Origin of the sequence: Glycomyces sp. NPDC048151 (assembly GCF_043202775.1) — a bacterium.
Classification (GTDB): domain Bacteria; phylum Actinomycetota; class Actinomycetes; order Mycobacteriales; family Micromonosporaceae; genus Glycomyces.
In genome coordinates this window covers 117,065-132,535 of record NZ_JBIDBB010000003.1, presented here as the reverse complement: position 1 = coordinate 132,535, position 15,471 = coordinate 117,065, and the positions used below count along the sequence as shown (strand labels likewise).

General features: G+C 70.8%; 13 protein-coding genes. 6 read left to right on the top strand and 7 right to left on the bottom strand.

Annotation, left to right across the window (positions count from 1 at the left end):
* Entirely contained in the window at nt 1-2,373 is a 2,373-nt protein-coding gene (locus ACGGCP_RS07230) for a cellulosome protein (protein WP_392962376.1), read from the top strand.
* A 50-nt stretch (nt 2,374-2,423) separates the two neighbouring features.
* On the opposite strand, the gene ACGGCP_RS07225 is transcribed toward ACGGCP_RS07230, so the two are convergent.
* Nucleotides 2,424-3,269 carry an aldo/keto reductase gene (locus ACGGCP_RS07225; RefSeq protein WP_392962373.1) on the bottom strand — a complete coding sequence of 282 codons (846 nt, stop codon included), beginning with the start codon at nt 3,267-3,269 and terminating at the stop codon, nt 2,424-2,426.
* 175 nt (nt 3,270-3,444) lie between these two features.
* Between ACGGCP_RS07225 and mscL the strand changes: the two genes are divergently transcribed.
* The 3 genes from mscL to ACGGCP_RS07210 all read left to right on the top strand — a co-directional run bounded on the left by mscL (nt 3,445) and on the right by ACGGCP_RS07210 (nt 5,768).
* The gene (gene mscL, locus ACGGCP_RS07220; protein WP_392962370.1) at nt 3,445-3,834 is read left to right on the top strand and encodes a large conductance mechanosensitive channel protein MscL; all 390 of its coding nucleotides are present in this window, start codon (nt 3,445-3,447) and stop codon (nt 3,832-3,834) included.
* Nucleotides 3,835-4,066: 232 nt separating this feature from the next.
* Nucleotides 4,067-4,888, top strand: a complete 822-nt coding sequence (locus ACGGCP_RS07215) for a VOC family protein (RefSeq protein ID WP_392962368.1) — start codon at nt 4,067-4,069, stop codon at nt 4,886-4,888.
* Between the two features lie 76 nt (nt 4,889-4,964).
* A complete protein-coding gene (locus tag ACGGCP_RS07210) occupies nt 4,965-5,768 on the top strand; it encodes a VOC family protein (protein ID WP_392962365.1) in 804 nt (267 codons plus the stop codon).
* Between the two features lie 391 nt (nt 5,769-6,159).
* Here ACGGCP_RS07210 and ACGGCP_RS07205 read toward each other — a convergent pair whose 3' ends face one another.
* Together ACGGCP_RS07205 and ACGGCP_RS07200 are read right to left on the bottom strand one after the other, a co-directional pair.
* Nucleotides 6,160-7,866 (bottom strand): ABC transporter permease subunit, encoded by a 1,707-nt coding sequence (locus ACGGCP_RS07205; RefSeq protein ID WP_392962363.1) that lies wholly within the window; start codon nt 7,864-7,866, stop codon nt 6,160-6,162.
* A 3-nt stretch (nt 7,867-7,869) separates the two neighbouring features.
* A complete protein-coding gene (locus ACGGCP_RS07200) occupies nt 7,870-9,375 on the bottom strand; it encodes an ABC transporter substrate-binding protein (RefSeq protein WP_392962360.1) in 1,506 nt (501 codons plus the stop codon).
* A 65-nt stretch (nt 9,376-9,440) separates the two neighbouring features.
* Here ACGGCP_RS07200 and ACGGCP_RS07195 point away from each other — a divergent pair, with 65 nt between their 5' ends.
* Nucleotides 9,441-10,031: a GNAT family N-acetyltransferase gene (locus ACGGCP_RS07195; RefSeq protein ID WP_392962357.1), complete on the top strand. Its 591-nt coding sequence runs from the start codon at nt 9,441-9,443 to the stop codon at nt 10,029-10,031.
* Nucleotides 10,032-10,280: 249 nt separating this feature from the next.
* On the opposite strand, the gene ACGGCP_RS07190 is transcribed toward ACGGCP_RS07195, so the two are convergent.
* The 3 genes from ACGGCP_RS07190 to ACGGCP_RS07180 form a co-directional block, all read right to left on the bottom strand.
* On the bottom strand, nt 10,281-10,631 hold the full coding sequence (locus ACGGCP_RS07190) for a bleomycin resistance protein (protein ID WP_392962354.1): 351 nt from the start codon (nt 10,629-10,631) through the stop codon (nt 10,281-10,283).
* A gap of 60 nt (nt 10,632-10,691) precedes the next feature.
* Entirely contained in the window at nt 10,692-10,868 is a 177-nt protein-coding gene (rpmF, locus tag ACGGCP_RS07185; RefSeq protein ID WP_392962351.1) for a 50S ribosomal protein L32, read from the bottom strand.
* A 116-nt stretch (nt 10,869-10,984) separates the two neighbouring features.
* Complete coding sequence (locus tag ACGGCP_RS07180) at nt 10,985-12,022, bottom strand: glycerophosphodiester phosphodiesterase family protein (RefSeq protein WP_392962349.1); 1,038 nt, start codon at nt 12,020-12,022, stop codon at nt 10,985-10,987.
* Nucleotides 12,023-12,678: 656 nt separating this feature from the next.
* On the opposite strand from ACGGCP_RS07180, the gene ACGGCP_RS07175 reads away from it, so the two are divergent.
* On the top strand, nt 12,679-13,416 hold the full coding sequence (locus tag ACGGCP_RS07175) for a DUF6270 domain-containing protein (RefSeq protein ID WP_392962346.1): 738 nt from the start codon (nt 12,679-12,681) through the stop codon (nt 13,414-13,416).
* Between the two features lie 257 nt (nt 13,417-13,673).
* Here ACGGCP_RS07175 and ACGGCP_RS07170 read toward each other — a convergent pair whose 3' ends face one another.
* On the bottom strand, nt 13,674-15,464 hold the full coding sequence (locus ACGGCP_RS07170; RefSeq protein ID WP_392962344.1) for an ABC transporter ATP-binding protein: 1,791 nt from the start codon (nt 15,462-15,464) through the stop codon (nt 13,674-13,676).
* Nucleotides 15,465-15,471: the final 7 nt, after the last annotated feature.

Sequence of the window (15,471 nt, the reverse complement as noted above, 5' to 3'; positions counted from 1 at the left end):
ATGGCCCTCACCCCCCTCCCTCAGGGGGCGGCCCGCCTCACCGCGGACTTCGCCGCCCCGACCGGCCCGGTGCTCCACGGCGCGGCCGGGTCGCTGTACGGCGTCTCCGAGGACGGCGTGCCCGGCGACGAACTGCTCGACGCACTCGACATCACCACGCTCGCGGTGAAGCCCGACGGCGGCGCGCAGCACCCCGGCGGCGACGCGACCTCCGTGGTGAAAGCCCTGCGCCGCAACGACGACACGCACGGCAAGCACGGCCTCGCGTTCGTGTACCTGCAGGACCTGTTCGCCAAGTGGCCCTACGAGGACGTCGGCATCGACGTCTACCACGAGAAGCTCTACGAGTTCGTGCCGCCGATGCTCACCGAGGCCAACGCCGGGCGGCTCGTGTGGGTGCCGTTCAACGAGCCCGACTGGATCTGGTACTCGCTCAAGGAGAACTCCCCCGGCAAGTACGACCGGTTCATCGCCGACTGGATCACCACCGTCCAGCTCCTGCGCGGCCTCGCGCCCGGCGTGCCCATCGCCGGACCCAACGAGGCCTACTACCACCCCGAGTTCCTGCCCCACTTCCTCAGGCGCGCACGCGACACCGGGACCCTCCCGGAATGGATGACCTGGCACGAGCTGTCCCCCCGCTCGCTCGCCGAGTTCCGCGGCCACTACGCCGCCTACCGGGGCCTCGAACGCTCGCTCGGCATCGCGCCCCGGCGCGTCAACATCGACGAGTACGGGAACAACCGCGACCTCTCCGTGCCCGGCCAGCTCGTGCAGTGGGCCGCGATGTTCGAAGAGGCGAAAGTCCACGCCGACATGGCGTTCTGGACCGCCGCCGGAGGCTACTCCGGCGCGGCACCCCAGCCCGACCTCCCCAACGGCGCATGGTGGTTCCTCAAGGCGTACTCGGGCATGACGGGCCAGACCGTGCGCGTCGACCCGCCTCATCCGAACACTGTGGACACCCTGCAGGGGCTCGCGAGCATCGACGCCGAACGGCGCACCGCGCAGATCCTCGCGGGCGGCACCGTCGAGGACTTCACCGTCGCCGCCCAAGGCCTCGACCCCGAACTCTGGGGCGACAAGGTCACCGCCACCGTCCACCGCATCGACTGGACCGGCTACGAAGGCGCCGCCGGCCCCCCGCAGCCCATCGCCCAAGTCGTCAGCGACCCCGCGCACCTCGAGATCCCCGTCTACTGCCCCGACCGCATGGCCGCGTACTGGATCACCATCACCTCCGGCGAAGCCCCGATGATCGCCCCGCCGCCATGGAAAGGCCAGTGGGACGCCGAAGCCGCCGACATCACCTCCGGCGAGATCACCCGCCACGGCCACGCCGACGACGGCAACGCCTTCGCCGCCTCCGGCGAACACGACGTCTGCGGCCTCGGCCTCACCGACTCCGCCGTCGTCTTCCAAGTCCAGGTCCCCGAAGCCGGCGAATACGACCTCGGCGTCTTCTACTCCCACATGTACGGACGCGGCGCCGAAGCCACCGAACCCCAACCCGCGCAGCAGGTCCTCACCGTCAACGGCGCCGAACGCTTCCTCGACTACCCCAGCACCATGAACTGGGGCCACCGCTCCATCGCACGCGTCCCGCTCACCCTGCGAGCCGGAGCCAACACCGTCGAACTCTCCAAATCCGGCGCCATCGGCACCGCCCGCGGCGAAGTCGCCCTCGACAAACTCGAACTCACCCAACGCCGCGACGGCCCCGCCTGCTACGACGCCGCGTTCGCCCGCCTCAGCCCCGGCGGCCTCGTCTTCGACCTCTACGCCGCCGAAGCGGGCTACCACCGCATCGAAGGCGCCGACACCGCGGTCCTCGCCGGACCCCAGAACCAGGACGTCCTCGTCGACCTCACCCGACCCGTGTTCCTCCACGCCGGCATCAACCGCCTCCGCACCGAACCGATCGACGGACCCGTCCTCCTCACCCCCGCACGCGGACCCGAACCGGTCGAAGTCGACGCCGCCGAAGTCACCCGCACCGGCGGGTCCTGCCTCGTCGTCAACGACTTCGCCAACCGCGGCCACGTCATCGGCTGGAACGGACGCGGCGCCACCGCCGCCATCGAAGTCGACGCCGCCGAAGGCCCCCACGTCCTCCTCGTCAGCTACGCCAACGACGAACGCGCCCAAGGCCACGAGTACAACATCGACATCGTCACCCGCCACTGCGCCATCACCGTCAACGGCAAAGACGCCGGCACCTACCCCATGCGCGGCACCTGGACCTGGAACGACTTCTGGGCCTACCCCGTCATCCTCGACCTCGACGACGGCCCCAACACCATCGTCTTCGCCAACCCCGACGGCCCCACCGCCGAATTCGAACGCTTCCGCATCGCACCCCTCAACCCCTGAGGGACACGAAAGGGCCCGTGCCGGAGCACGGGCCCTCAAGTCAGTCGCGCCTAAGCCGAAGCGAGCGCACTCAACGCCGCGAACTGCTCGTCCGTGAGCCGCACGTCCCGCGCACCGACGTTCTCCTCCAGGTGCGCGACCGAGCTCGTGCCCGGAATCGGCACGACGTTCCCCGAACGGCGCAGCAGCCACGCCAGCGCCGTCTGCGCCGGAGTCGCGCCGATCTCGGCCGCGATCTTGCCGACCGGCCCGTCCGGGCCCGCGTGCTCGCCCGCGGCGATCGGGAACCACGGGATGAACGCGATGCCCTGCTCGGCGGTGTAGTCGAGCACTGCCTCGCTCTGGCGGTTGATCAGGTTGTAGAGGTTCTGGACGCTCGCGATCGGCGCGACCGCCTGCGCCTCCTTCAGCTGCTCCACCGTGACCTCGGAGAGGCCGATGTGGCGGATCTTGCCCTGACGCTGCAGCTCGGCAAGCGTCTCGATCTGGTCGGCGATCGGCAGGGCCAAGTCCAGGCGGTGGATCTGGTAGAGGTCGATCGCCTCGACTCCCAGGCGGCGCAGGCTCAGCTCGACCTGCTGGCGGATGTAACCGGGGTTCCCGACCGCGACCCACTCCTGCGGGGAGGGGCGGGTGTTGCCGCCCTTGGTGGCGATGACGACGCCGTCGGCGTACGGGTGCAGGGCCTCGCGGATCAGGGACTCGTTGTCGCCCAACGCGTAGGCGTCGGCGGTGTCGATGAAGTTCACGCCGAGCTCGACGGCGCGGCGCAGCACGGCGACGGCGCTGGCGCGGTCCTTCGGGGGCGTGAAGATGCCCGGGTCGCCGGACAGGCGCATGGCGCCGTACCCGAGCCGGTTCACCTGGAGGTCGCCGCCGATGACGATGTCGCTCATGGTCTTGCCTTTCGCAGTCTCAGGGTGGTGCGGGGCCGAAGGGTGGCTCGGCCGCTTCCGGGTGCAACCGCTTGACCGCCCGAGTTGTTCCCTTCCGGGTGATGTCTCGTGCGCCACTGCGACACGGGGGTTTCGCGACGCCTGTTACAAAGCCCTCGGATGCGAGACTCTTCGCATGATCAAAGGCTTCAAAGATTTCCTGATGCGCGGCAACGTGGTCGAGCTGGCCGTCGCGGTCGTCATGGGTGCTGCCATGACGGCGCTCGTGGGCTCGTTCGGCGACGCGTTCCTCAACCCCCTCATCACGTTGGTCACCGGCGGCGCCGAGGTCGGCGGCGAGTTCACGGTCAACGGCGTGGTCTTCCCATACGGGGTGTTCCTGAACGGCCTGCTGGTGTTCTTCCTGACGGCGGTGGCGGTGTACTTCGTGATCGTCATGCCGATGAACAAGCTGCGCGAGCGATTCGCGCCGCCGGCCGAGGAGGTCGACGAGGTGCACGCGCAGGCGGAGATCGAAGTGCTGCAGGAGATCCGGGACCTGCTGCGGGAGCAGAGCCGGAGCTAGCCCGTCCCTTTCCTTCGGCCCGCTGGCGTTTCGGCGCCGGCGGGCCGCGGCGTTTCCCGGTGCTCCGGCACTGACGGGGCGCAGCCTTTCCTGATACTCCGGCACCGACAGGGAGCGGCGTTTCCTGGCGTTCGCGCGCGGGTAACCGGCGGGTCTGTTCACGCGCGGGGTCTTGCCCGCGTCGTACCCCCGTGGGACGGTGTGTACAGCCGACCCGATCCGTGGAGGACCTATGCCGACGAAGATCCCGCTCGGGGCCCCGATCTGGGCCGATGCGAACACCCCTGACCTGGCCCGGGACCTGGATTTCTATACGCGCCTGTTCAAGTGGTCGAGTTTCGGCACGGGCGAGGAGTTCGGGCACTACACGGAGCTGTGCCTGGGCTCGACGGTGTCGGTGGCGCGCGCGGTGGGCGGGCTGGCGCCGAATCCGCCGGGCGACGCGGACGCATTGTCGGCGTGGGGGGTCGCGTTCCATGTGGCGGACTGCTTCCGGGCGGCAGCCGACGCGGAGAAGCTGGGCGCGCAGATCGTGAGCCATCCGGTGCGGGTGGGCGACGACCTGGTGTACGCGGCGTTGAAGGACCCTGACGGCGGGGCGTTCGGCCTGTTCGAGCCGATGAGCGAGCACGTGGGTTTCACGGCGTACGGCGAGCCGGGCGCGGCGGTGTGGTTCGAGTACGTCTACGACGGGGCGCCGGTGGAGGCGATGCAGTTCTACGCGGAGCTGCTGAACTGGTCCGTGAAGGTTCCCGGCTCGGAGGAGCCGTCGCACGACGCGCCGTATGTGGGGCTGTGGACGCACGGGCACCTGCCGGGCGCGGAAGTGGAGTTCGGCGGGGCGCGGATGGCGCTCGGGCCCGAGCTGCGGATGAAGCCGCACTGGCTGGTGTGCTTCGGCACCGCTTCGGTGGACCTGACGGCGGCGAAGGCGGTCGACCTGGGCGGCCGGGTCGCGGTCGCGCCGGTGGACGACCCGGGCGGGCGGATGGCGGTGCTCGTGTCGCCCACGGGGGCGCACTTCACGATCATGTCGAGCAAGAAGCTGGACTGAGAAACCCCTGCGGAGCGTCGTGGGGCCGTGCGAATGTGAGGGGACTGAACGACCTCACTCGCGAAGGAGCAGTGCGATGACCTCGATCTCGCTGGGAGCGCCGATCTGGTCGGATTCCCTCACCGCCGACCTGGCCGCCGACACCGCGTTCTACAAGGCGCTGTTCGGGTGGAAGGCCACGGACGCCGGGGAGGATTTCGGGCACTACACGACGTTCGGCGTCCCGGACGGGTCCGAGGGCGGCCGCCCGGTCATGGGGATCATGCCCTGCCCGCCCGGGATGGAGCCGAGCCGCGTGTGGTCGGTGCAGTTCAGCGTCGCCGACTGCGACGCTGCCACGGCGAAGGCCCGCGAGCTGGGCGCGCAGGTGACGATCGAGCCCGAGGACATGGGCGGGATGCTGCGGTTCTCGATGCTCAAGGATCCTCAGGGCGCGGAGTTCGGGCTGGTGCAGATGCACGAGCCGGGGGCCGGGTTCGGGGTGTGGGGCGAGCCCAACAGCGTCGGCTGGGTCGAGTACCGCCTCGACGGCGTCCCGGCGGACGCCATGAAGTTCTACGCGGACCTCCTGGGCTGGAACGTCGCCACTCCCCCGTGGGAGGAAGCGGCGAACGAGAAGCCGTACGCGGCGGTGAGCGCCGCCGGTTCCGAACGCGAGTTCGGCGGCTGCCACGCCTCGGAGGGCTTCGAGCTGAGCCTCCCGGCGCAGTGGTCCGTGATGCTGGGCGTCGAGGACGCCGACGAGGTCTGCGAGAAGGCCGTCGAGCTTGGCGGCACGGTCGCGGCCGAGCCGATGGACGTCCCGGGCCTGCGCATCGCCGGGATCGCCGCCCCGAGCGGCACCATCGCGGGCGTCATGTCCCCGCGCCCTTGGGAGTAGGCAGGGGCCGAACGCTTGGAACTTTCAGCGCCCGGGGGATTCGCCTCGGGCGTTCTTTGCTGTTGTTGTAGCGGGGGCGGTCGGCCTGGCTAGGGCCGACCGCCGCCTCGCTGCCGCGGCCGTCTGGTGCAGGTGCCGGCGACGCGGGTGCCAACCCGCGCCTCCAGTCTTGCGGCGGTCCGATCGGCTCCCACTTACCGCCGACCTACACCAAAACTGAAGCCAGCCTCCCACAGAAAGTCAAGACACTCAAGGAATCTTTTTTGCCTGTGGATAACTATGTGAGCTGCACTTTTGTTGCCTGATCAACGGTCTGTGGATAACTCGGCCGACGGGATGCATGGTCGGAGTCGGGAGGTGGTTGTCCTTGGAGCAGGGGCGGCGGGCCGTGTCAACGGGCTCGCCGTTTCGGGAGCGAGACGGCCGCCATCACGGCCAGCGTCAGGGCGATCATCGCGGCGGCCGGGGCCAGGGCCGCGAGGGGCGCGCGTTCGAGGTACGGGAGCGATCGGGCGAGGCTGGCGCCCCATTCGGGCGAGTCGGGGGCCGCGCCGAGTCCCAGGAAGCCGAGGGAGGCGATCCCGAGAGCCATGCCCGGCAGGCGCAGACCCGCATGGGCCGCAAGGGGCCCGGTGACGACCGGGAGCGTGTGCCTGCGGAGGATCCACCAGTGTCCCGCGCCGAGGGCGAGGCGCGCTTCGAGGTGTCCGGCGGTGCGGGCCCGGGCGACGAGTTCGGCGGCGTGCGCGGCGAGCGGCGGCCAGGAGACTGCGACGACCGCGAGCACCGCGCCCCACTGGCCGCGGCCGAGGACCACGACGACGATCATCCCGGCGATCGCGACGGGGAACGAGTTGAACGCCTCGGCGAGCGGGTGCGCCAGGCGCGGGACGAAGCCGAGGGCCAGCGCGAGCAGGTAGGCGAGGCCGCACGCGAGGAGCGCGGCTCCGGCGGTCCAGAGTGCGCCTTGGCCGAGGCGGGCGAGGACGTCGCGTCCGAGTTCGTCGGTGCCGAGCCAGGCGGCGGCGGAGGGGGCGGCGAGGCGGGAGCCGGTGGCGATGTCGCCGGATCGGATGAGGCCGTAGGCGACTGCGATGAGGAGCGGCGTGGCGGTGGCGGCGATCCAGGCGTAGTGGCGGCGGAGTCCGCCCGATATCGGCGGTGACGCGGGCACGGCGGCGGCGTCGCCGTTGAGGGCTTTCGCGGCGAGGCGGGTGAGGAGTCCGGCGGTGAAGCCGAAGGCGATGAGGATTGCCATGCAGGCCTGGAGGACCGGGAGGTCTTGGGCGTCGGCGGCGGTGAGGGCGGCGCGGCCGAGGCCGGGGACGGCGAAGACGGTCTCGACGGCGACGGCCGCGCCGGTGATGGAGACGGCGATGATGGCGGACTGGGGCAGGAGGGGTGGGAGGGCGCGGCGCAGGAGGCCTTGTGCGATGCGGTTGCGGGGGTATCCGGCGGTGCGCCATTGGCGGACCCAGTCTTCGGCGGCGACGCTGCCGATGGCGTCGCGGCCGAGGCGGGCGAGGACGCCGCCGCCGGGGAGGCCCATGGCGAGGGCGGGGAGGACGAGGTTGGCGGGGCCGTTGAAGCCGTATGCGGGGAGGAGGCCGGTCCAGGTGGCGAAGAGGGCGACGCCGAGGGTGGCGATGAGGAAGTCGGGGAGGGCCGCGAAGGAGGCGACGGCGATGCCGCTGGCGGGGACGGGTCGGCCTTCGGCGGCGCGGCGGAGTGCGGGGAGGCATGCGGCGGCGGTGACGGTGAGGGTGACGGTGAGGGCGGCGGCCATGACGGTGAGGGAGACGCCGAGGGCCGGGAGGACGGTGTCGGCGACGGGTTCGCCGCTGGTCCAGGAGGTTCCGAGGTCGCCGCGGGCGAGGCCGGTGATCCAGTCGCGGAGGATTGCGAGGGGTCCGGCGTCGAGGCCGAGTTCGCTGCGGATCGCGTCGAGTGCGTTGTGGGTGGCTTCGCGTCCGGGGTAGCGGGCGCGGAGGACGGTGAGGGCGGGGTCGCGGTCGGCGAGCCAGGGCAGGAGGCCGATGGCGGCGAGGACGGCGAGGAGGACCGCGGCCCGGGTGAGGGTGCCGCGCAGGAGCGCCATCGGTTACTCCATGTGGGTTGCGGCGGTGATGATCTCGCGTTCGCGCGGGTCGCTGGTGACGTTCGCGGCGCCGTTCGCGACGCCGGTGACGAGGCGTTCGTGGGCGATGGGGATGACGGCGGCGGTGGCGAGTACGGCGGCTTCGGCGTCGAGGACGGCGTTCTGGCGGGCTGCGGCGGCGGTGTCGGGGTCCATGTCGGGGGTGGCGGCGGTCGCGACGGCGGCGATCGCTTCGTCCACTGTGGTGTCTTTGAGGAGGGAGGCGTTGAAGCCGCCGTCGCTGGTGAAGTCGGAGTGGAGGTAGGTGTAGGCGTCGCCTGAGTCTTGGACGACCGAGCGGGACATGAGGAACGCGTCGAAGTCTCCGGCGAGCATGTCGGGTTCGATGTCGTTGTATTCGCGCACTTCGGTCTCGACGGCGAATCCGGCGGCTTCGAGCTGGGCGGCGAGGACGGTGAGCGCTTCGGGGAGTTCGGCGCGGTTGGAGTAGGTGGCGATGAGGAGGGGTTCGCCTTCGGGGGTCCCGGGTTCGGGGAGCGTGTAGTCGCGATGCGCTGCGGCCCAGGCGAGTGCGGGGCCGAAGAGGCCTTCGGGGGCGTCGGCGCGGCCCTCGTAGATGTCGTCGACGATCGGCGCGGTGTCGATCGCGGCGGCGACGGCGGAGCGGAGCGCGATGTCGGCGAGGGGGCCGGTCGCGGTGTTGAGGTAGAGGCTGACGGTGCGGCCGGTGGGGGCGTCCTGGAGCTGGGCGGCGTCGAGGTTGGCGATCTGGGCGTAGGGGACGGCTTCGATGACGTGGGCTTCGCCTGAGCGCAGGGCGGCGACGCGGGTGGCGGCGTCGGGCACGTAGTCGGAGCGGTAGCCGGTCATGGCGGCCGGCTCGCCCCAGTAGTCGTCGTTGCGTTCGAGGGTGACGCCGGTGGGGGTGGATTCGGCGATGGTGTACGGCCCGGTCGCGTGTCCGACGGGGTCGACGGTCTCCCCCGTGTAGGCGTCGGGGGCGAGGATCGCGAGGTAGGGGCTGGAGAGTCGTTGCGGGAGTACGGGGTCGGGGGCGGCGGTGGTGACGCGGAGGGTGTGGTCGCCGGTGGCTGCCGCGGCGAGGCCGACGCCGTCGATGACGCGCGGCACGGATGCGGCGCCGGCGGCGGCGTTGAGGGCGGCCGCTGCGGCGGCGGCGTCGAAGGCGGTGCCGTCCTGGAAGAGGACGTCTTCGCGGAGGGTGAGGTCCCAGGCGGCGTCTTCGGCCTGGGTCCAGTCGAGGGCGAGTTTCGGGACGGGCAGGCCGTTGTCGTCGAGGCCGAGGAGGGTTTCGGCGACGGCCCAGCGGGCGAGGAGGAACGCGTCCTCGGAGTGGGGTGAGAGGCCGGCGGCGGAGGTGAGCGCGGTGGCGAAGACGAGGCCGCCGGTTTCGCCGCTGTCGGAGGAGAAGCAGCCGGTGGTGGCGAGGAGGCCGCCGAGGCCGAGCGGGGCGGCGGTGGAGATGAGCGTGCGCCGGGAGAGCGGCATGGAGTGAGCCTCGTCTCTTATCGCGAAGGGTTTCCTATTGCAAAACGGATGCAATAATGGCACACATGTCAGATATCGCTGTCGCGCCGGGAACCAGGGGTGTAGAGGGTTACGTTCTGCGCCAGGCCGAGCCCGGCGACCTGCCCGGGGCCCGCTCCGTGATGCTCGACACCGTCTACCGGGATTTCGGGCACGGGTACCTGCCGCAGTGGCACTCCGACATCATCGATCTCGACTCGTACTACCTTGGGCCCGAGGACAACACGCTGTTCGTCGCGGTCAAGGACGGCGCCGTCGCGGCCACGGCGGGCGTGCGCGGCCAGACCCCGGTCTCGCCGCCGCACCCGCTCGAGGTGACGAACCGCTTCGAGGAGGGCCACACCGCGACGCTCTACCGCGTCTACGTGCGCCCCGAGCACCGCCGCCAGGGCCTCGCGGGCGCGCTCGTCGACGCCTGCATGGCGTTCATCGCCGGGCGCGAGCGCTACACCGGCGTCTACCTCCACACCGACGCCCGCACGCCCGGCGCGGTCGAGTTCTGGGCGAAGCGCGGCACCGTACTCTTCGACGAGCGCACCGCCGTCAACGACATGCGCGCCGAATCCCCCGACGAACCGTTCCAGACGGTCCACTTCGAACTCCCCATCCCCCGCTGACGAGCCAGCCACCCCACGAGGTTCCGACCCCGACACCCCACGGGGTTCCGACCCCGCCACCGCACCGAGTTCCGACCCCGCGACCTGCCGGAACACCGGAATGTCAGACCCGTGTGGGGGAGTCGTCTCATTTCTTCGGTTGGTAGGAGGCGGATGCGGGTGGGAAGGGGCACGCCCTACACCCGGCCCGCGCCAGCGGCGGCGGCCGCACCAGCGCCCGTGCCAGCGGCGGCCGCGCCGCCTGATCACTCAGGCCGCCGGGGTGCCGATCCTCAGGCGGTTGCCGTCCGGGTCGCGCAGCTCGATCTCCCTTGCGCCCCATTCGGCCTCCTCGACGGCGGCGCCGAACTCCGCCGCGATCGCGTCGACATCCCTGACGCGCAGGTAGATCACGCCGTCCGGGCGCGCGTCGCCCTCGTGCTCGGACAGGAAGAGCCGCACCGGCCCCCGCGCGACTTCAACGAACAGCGGGAACCCCGGCTCGAACCGGTGCTCCCACTGCTTCGCGAACCCCAGCCGCGCGTACCAGGACAGCGCCGCCTCCGCGTCCTTCACCCGGAGGATCGGGATCGCCTGCTCGACCGTCTCGTTCTCAGCCATGCGCCCGATCCTCCCATCCGCCACCGACATCCCCGCCCGTTCGGCGGCAAACGCGGCCCGCTACGGCTCGAGGACCTGTCGGCCCCGGTACTGGCCGCAGTGCGTGCAGACGTGATGCGGTCGGACCATCTCCTGGCGCGGGCACGGGCACACCTGGACGGCCGGGGCCTTCGCCTTCCACTGGGAGCGGCGCTTACGGGTGTTCGAGCGCGAAAGGCGCCGTTTCGGAACTGCCATGCCCTCATCGTAATGACAATGATTTTCAATAAAATCTCGGGGTGGCACGACGAAGGGCCGCCCCGACGGCAGGGCGGCCCTTCGTCTCTCGGTGTGAATCCTCGGTCGGTCCGGGTCTAGCAGTCGCGCGCGGCGATCGCCAGGTCCGGGAAGTCGCTGAAGACCGCGTCGACGCCGAGGTCGTAGAACAGCTCGAACTCGGCCTCGTAGTCGCCCCACGCGGCCGGGTCGGCTCCCTCGCGCAGGTTCGCCGGCAGGAAGCTGTTCTCGGCGCGGAAGGTCCAGACGTGCACGTCCAGGCCCCGCTCGTGCGCGCGCTCGACGATGTCGGTCGGCTCGGAGATCGAACCGTCGGCCGCACGCGGGAAGATCCGGTTCTTGTTGAGGCTCACCGTGTCCAGCGTCTCGGCGTACTCGTCGAGCTGCGCGTCCGGGATGGCACCCTGGCCGTCGATGTTCAGGCCGATCCGGTTGTCGACGCGCTCATCGATGTTGAGCAGGCTCTCGTACTCGAACGACTGGATCCACACCGGCGAGCGCTTCCGGTCGAGCTTGCGCTCCTCCAGCAGGTCGGCCAGCGCGTCCTCGATGCTCATGCCCTTGTCCTCGTAGTAGGACGGGTGCTTCATCTCCGGGTAGGTGATCACCTTGCGGTCGAGTGTGGCCACGTAGTCGAGGACCTCGTCGTAGGTGACCAGCTCGAACTCGCCGTCGTGCTCGGCGCTGCCGGGGCGCAGGGCGGGCAGGCGCTCTTCGGCGCGGAGGGTCTTGAGCTCGGCGAGGGTGAAGTCGTCGGCGAAGAAGCCGGTGACGGGCTTGCCGTCGATGAGCTTGGTGGTCTTGCGGTTCGCGAATTCGGGGTGCGCGGCGACGTCGGTGGTCTCGTCGAGGACGGGCTCGTGGCGGGCGAGGAGTTCGCCGTCCTTGGTGAGCACGAGGTCGGGTTCGATGACGTCGGCGCCCATCTCGACGGCGAGCGCGTAGGCCTCGAGCGTGTGCTCGGGGAGGTAGCCGCTGGCGCCGCGGTGGGCGATCACGAGGGGTTCGTCGTGGTGGTGGGGCTTGGCGGCGGCCGGGGCGGCGGCGAGGCCGGCGAGGGCTCCGGCTGCGGTGAGCACGGCCGCGCCGCGCAGGAGCACGCTCTTGAGGGACATGAAGGTCCTTTCGTGGGGAACGGCCTTGCGGCACTGGACTCCGTCGGGGGTGGGCCTTCAGTCAAGCGGCCGCGGTCGTCACGCGTTCGGCGCGAACGTGAACGAGGCCTGAACGATGTCAGAAATCCGGCATTCGGCGGGGCTCGACACGCCGCTGGGCGGGCCGCTGAGGCGGTCGCGCGGCAGCGCGGGGGTCCGCACGGGAGGCCGTCGCCCGGCGGTGGTGGCCACCCCGGCATTCACCACCAAGACCATCGGTACGGTCACCGAGGCGATGGCCTCCCGGCTGGTCCGCCCGGCCCGATCCGTTCGCGGCAGGGGGTGTCACGAGCCGGTACCCGGGGTCGCGAGCCCGCAGGTATCGGTTTCTAGATCGGGATTCCAGTTGGAAGGCAGGGGAGGCTGGACCTCCCCCAAACGATCCATATATTGATAGGAACCGTTTTCTAAGCTATCTTGGCGCACTCGCGCCCGAACGTCAAGCATCGAAGCCTTCGAATGTCTTTTGGTTGCGTCCGGGCGGGCGGGAGGTTGCGCGCGGATTGACTGCGGCGGAACAACAGGAACGGGCGCGCCTGTCCCTTCCGTTCGCCGCGAAGGTCCTGCATACTGGCCATTTTCGTGCCATCGCCGCCACCGGATCGGAGCGTCCGCCCATGGGCCCTGTTCACCCGACCTATTCGCTGATCGGCTGCTGCGTCACCCGCGACGCCACCGATCTGGGAAGCGACCCGCTGCCCCCGCCCGTCCACTTCGTCTCGCGCACCCGCGTCCAGAGCCTCGTGTCCACGCCGAGCCCGATCGACCCCGACGCGATCAAGCTCGACTCGGCCTTCCAGCGCCGCACCATCGTCGAAGACCACCGCAAGACGGCCCTCGACCCGCTCGCCCGGATCGACCACCCGATCGTCATCGACCTCATCGACGAGCGCTGGCCGCTCCTGGACACCGGCTCGGGCCTGGTGACCTCGACGATGTACTTCCGCCAGGCCGGACTGGCCGAGCGCCCCGGGTCGACGCCGTCGCCCAACGACGACGAGCTCGCAGCTGATGGGCCGTTCGCAACGGCCGCAACAGCACTCGCGGCGCGGCTCCCGCAGGTGCCGGTGCTCGTCCACCGCGCGTACTGGGCCGCCCTCGACACGACGGGCGAACCCGTGAGCGACTTGCGCCGGACCCGTCGCAACAACCTCTGGCTCGAACGCGCCTACGGCATCCTCGAAGCGGCCCTCGGCGACCGCGCCCTCCCGCCGGTCGAGGTGAACGCCGAACTCCGCGTCGCCGACCCCGAGCACCGCTGGGGACTGGGCCCGTACCACTACGTCGACGAGTACTACACCGAGCTGTGCAACGGCATCCGCAAAGCACTCGCCAACGCCCCCAGCAGGTCCTGACCGCAGGGGTGAACCGCCGCCGACGGCCGGCCCCAGACGAAACGCCCAGACCGGCGATCGTCGTCCGAGTTGGACGGGACCCCGCACGCACTGACCCACCGCGGCGGGCAGGCACCGCTGCTGCGCCACTGTTGCGGCGACGAGTCCCTGTCGCTGATCGGCCGTGCCCGCCGGCTACCTGGTCCGGGTGCTTTCGGTTCGGATGCCCCCGGTGCGGCGGCGGCTCTCGTGCCGCCGCCGCACCGGTGCGCCTCTTGCTATGCGGCCGTGAGCAGCTGCGAGGCCGCCAGGTCGCGGTACAGGTCGTCCTTCTCCACGAGCTCGGCGTGGGTGCCGACCGCGCGCACGAGACCGGCGTCGAACACCACGATCTGGTCGGCACTCGTCACCGTCGAGAGGCGGTGGGCGACGACCAGGACGTTCGTGCGTTCGGCCGCATCCAGCATCACCTGCTTGAGCGCGGCCTCGTTCGTGGCGTCGAGCTGGGACGTGGCCTCGTCGAGCAGCAGCAGGCGCGGCTTGCGCAGCAGCGCCCGTGCGATGGCGACGCGCTGGCGCTCGCCGCCCGAGAGGGTCGTGCCCCGGTAGCCGATGCGCGAGTCGAGCCCGTCGGGCAGCTTCTCGACCAGTTCGGTCAGCCGCGCGACCTGCACGACCTCGTCGAGGTCGGCGTCGGTCGCGTTCGGCGCGGCCATCACCAGGTTCTCGCGGAGGGTGCCGTCCAGGACAGGAGCGTCCTGCTCGACGTAGCCGATGAGGCCGCGCAGCTCCGCCAGCGGCCAGTCCGCGACGTCGACGCCGTCGACTCGCACTGAGCCGGTGGTGGCCGGGTAGAACCGCTCGATGAGCGAGAACACCGTGGTCTTGCCCGCGCCCGAGGGGCCGACGAGCGCGGTCAGGCCGCGCCCGCTCGACGCGAACGAGACCCCGTGGTGGACATAGGGAAGGTCCTCGGCGTACCGGAAGGTGACGTCCTCGAACACGACCTGCGCGGGACCGGACCCGGCCGGGGCGCGCGCCGCATCGGGGAGCGCGCTCTCGGAGGAGGAGTCCTCCGCCTCGAGGTTCGCGACCTCCTCGACGCGGTGGATCGCGGCCAGGCCGGTCTGGAGCTGCGAGAGCGACGCGACGAGGCCGCTGATCGGGCCCATCATGTAGAACAGCAGCAGCAGGAACCCGATGAGGGTGCCGACCGGCATGGCCCCGTCGGCGACGCGCGCGCCGCCCACGCCGAGGACCATGAGGAACGCGATGTTCACCGGCAGGAACGCGAGCACGCCCGCCAGGCCCTCCCAGAACGAGGCCTTGACGCCCGTGTCGCGGGCGGTGGTGGCCGCGGCGTTGAGGCGGTCGATCTCGTGGGCCTCGGCGCTGGAGGCCTTGACGGTGCGGAAGGCGCTGAAGACGCGCTCCAGCAGCGAACCCATGTCGCCCAGGGCCTTCTGCGAGGCGACCGTGGCGTTCTGGATGCGCGGCATGATGAACAGCATCGTGACCGTGACGAACGCGACCATGGCCATGGTGGTGCCGAACAGGACGAGGTCGAGCCAGGCCATGAGGGCGATGCCGCCGAGGATCATGAAGGCGTCGGTGACGCCGCCGATGACGGTGGTGCTGGCGACGGTGCGCAGGAGGTTCGTGTCCGAGCTGAGCCGCGAGACGAGGTCGCCGGGTTTCAGGCGGTCGACCTCGGCGACTTCGAGGCGCACAAGCCGGTCGATGAGCTGCTTGCGCACGGTGAGGACGACGTCCTGCCCGGCGATCTGCATCAGGTACGGGCCGAGGGCGCCGAGCGCGCCGCCGACGATGACGACCGCGCCGAGGTAGAGCAGCGGCCGGGTGAGGGATTCGTTCGCCGAGAGGGTGTCGATGACGTCCATGGCGATGAGCGGCTGGACGAGGCCGACGATGCCTCCGGCGAAGGAGAGCGCGCCGCCGATGATCAGGAGGCGCAGGTGCTGGCGGGCGTAGGCCCACAATCGGGTGATCGGTGCCCTCGCGGGCGGCGCCTCGGCCGCCTCGGGGGTGGGTGTGGTGGTGTCGGTCATGTTCGGT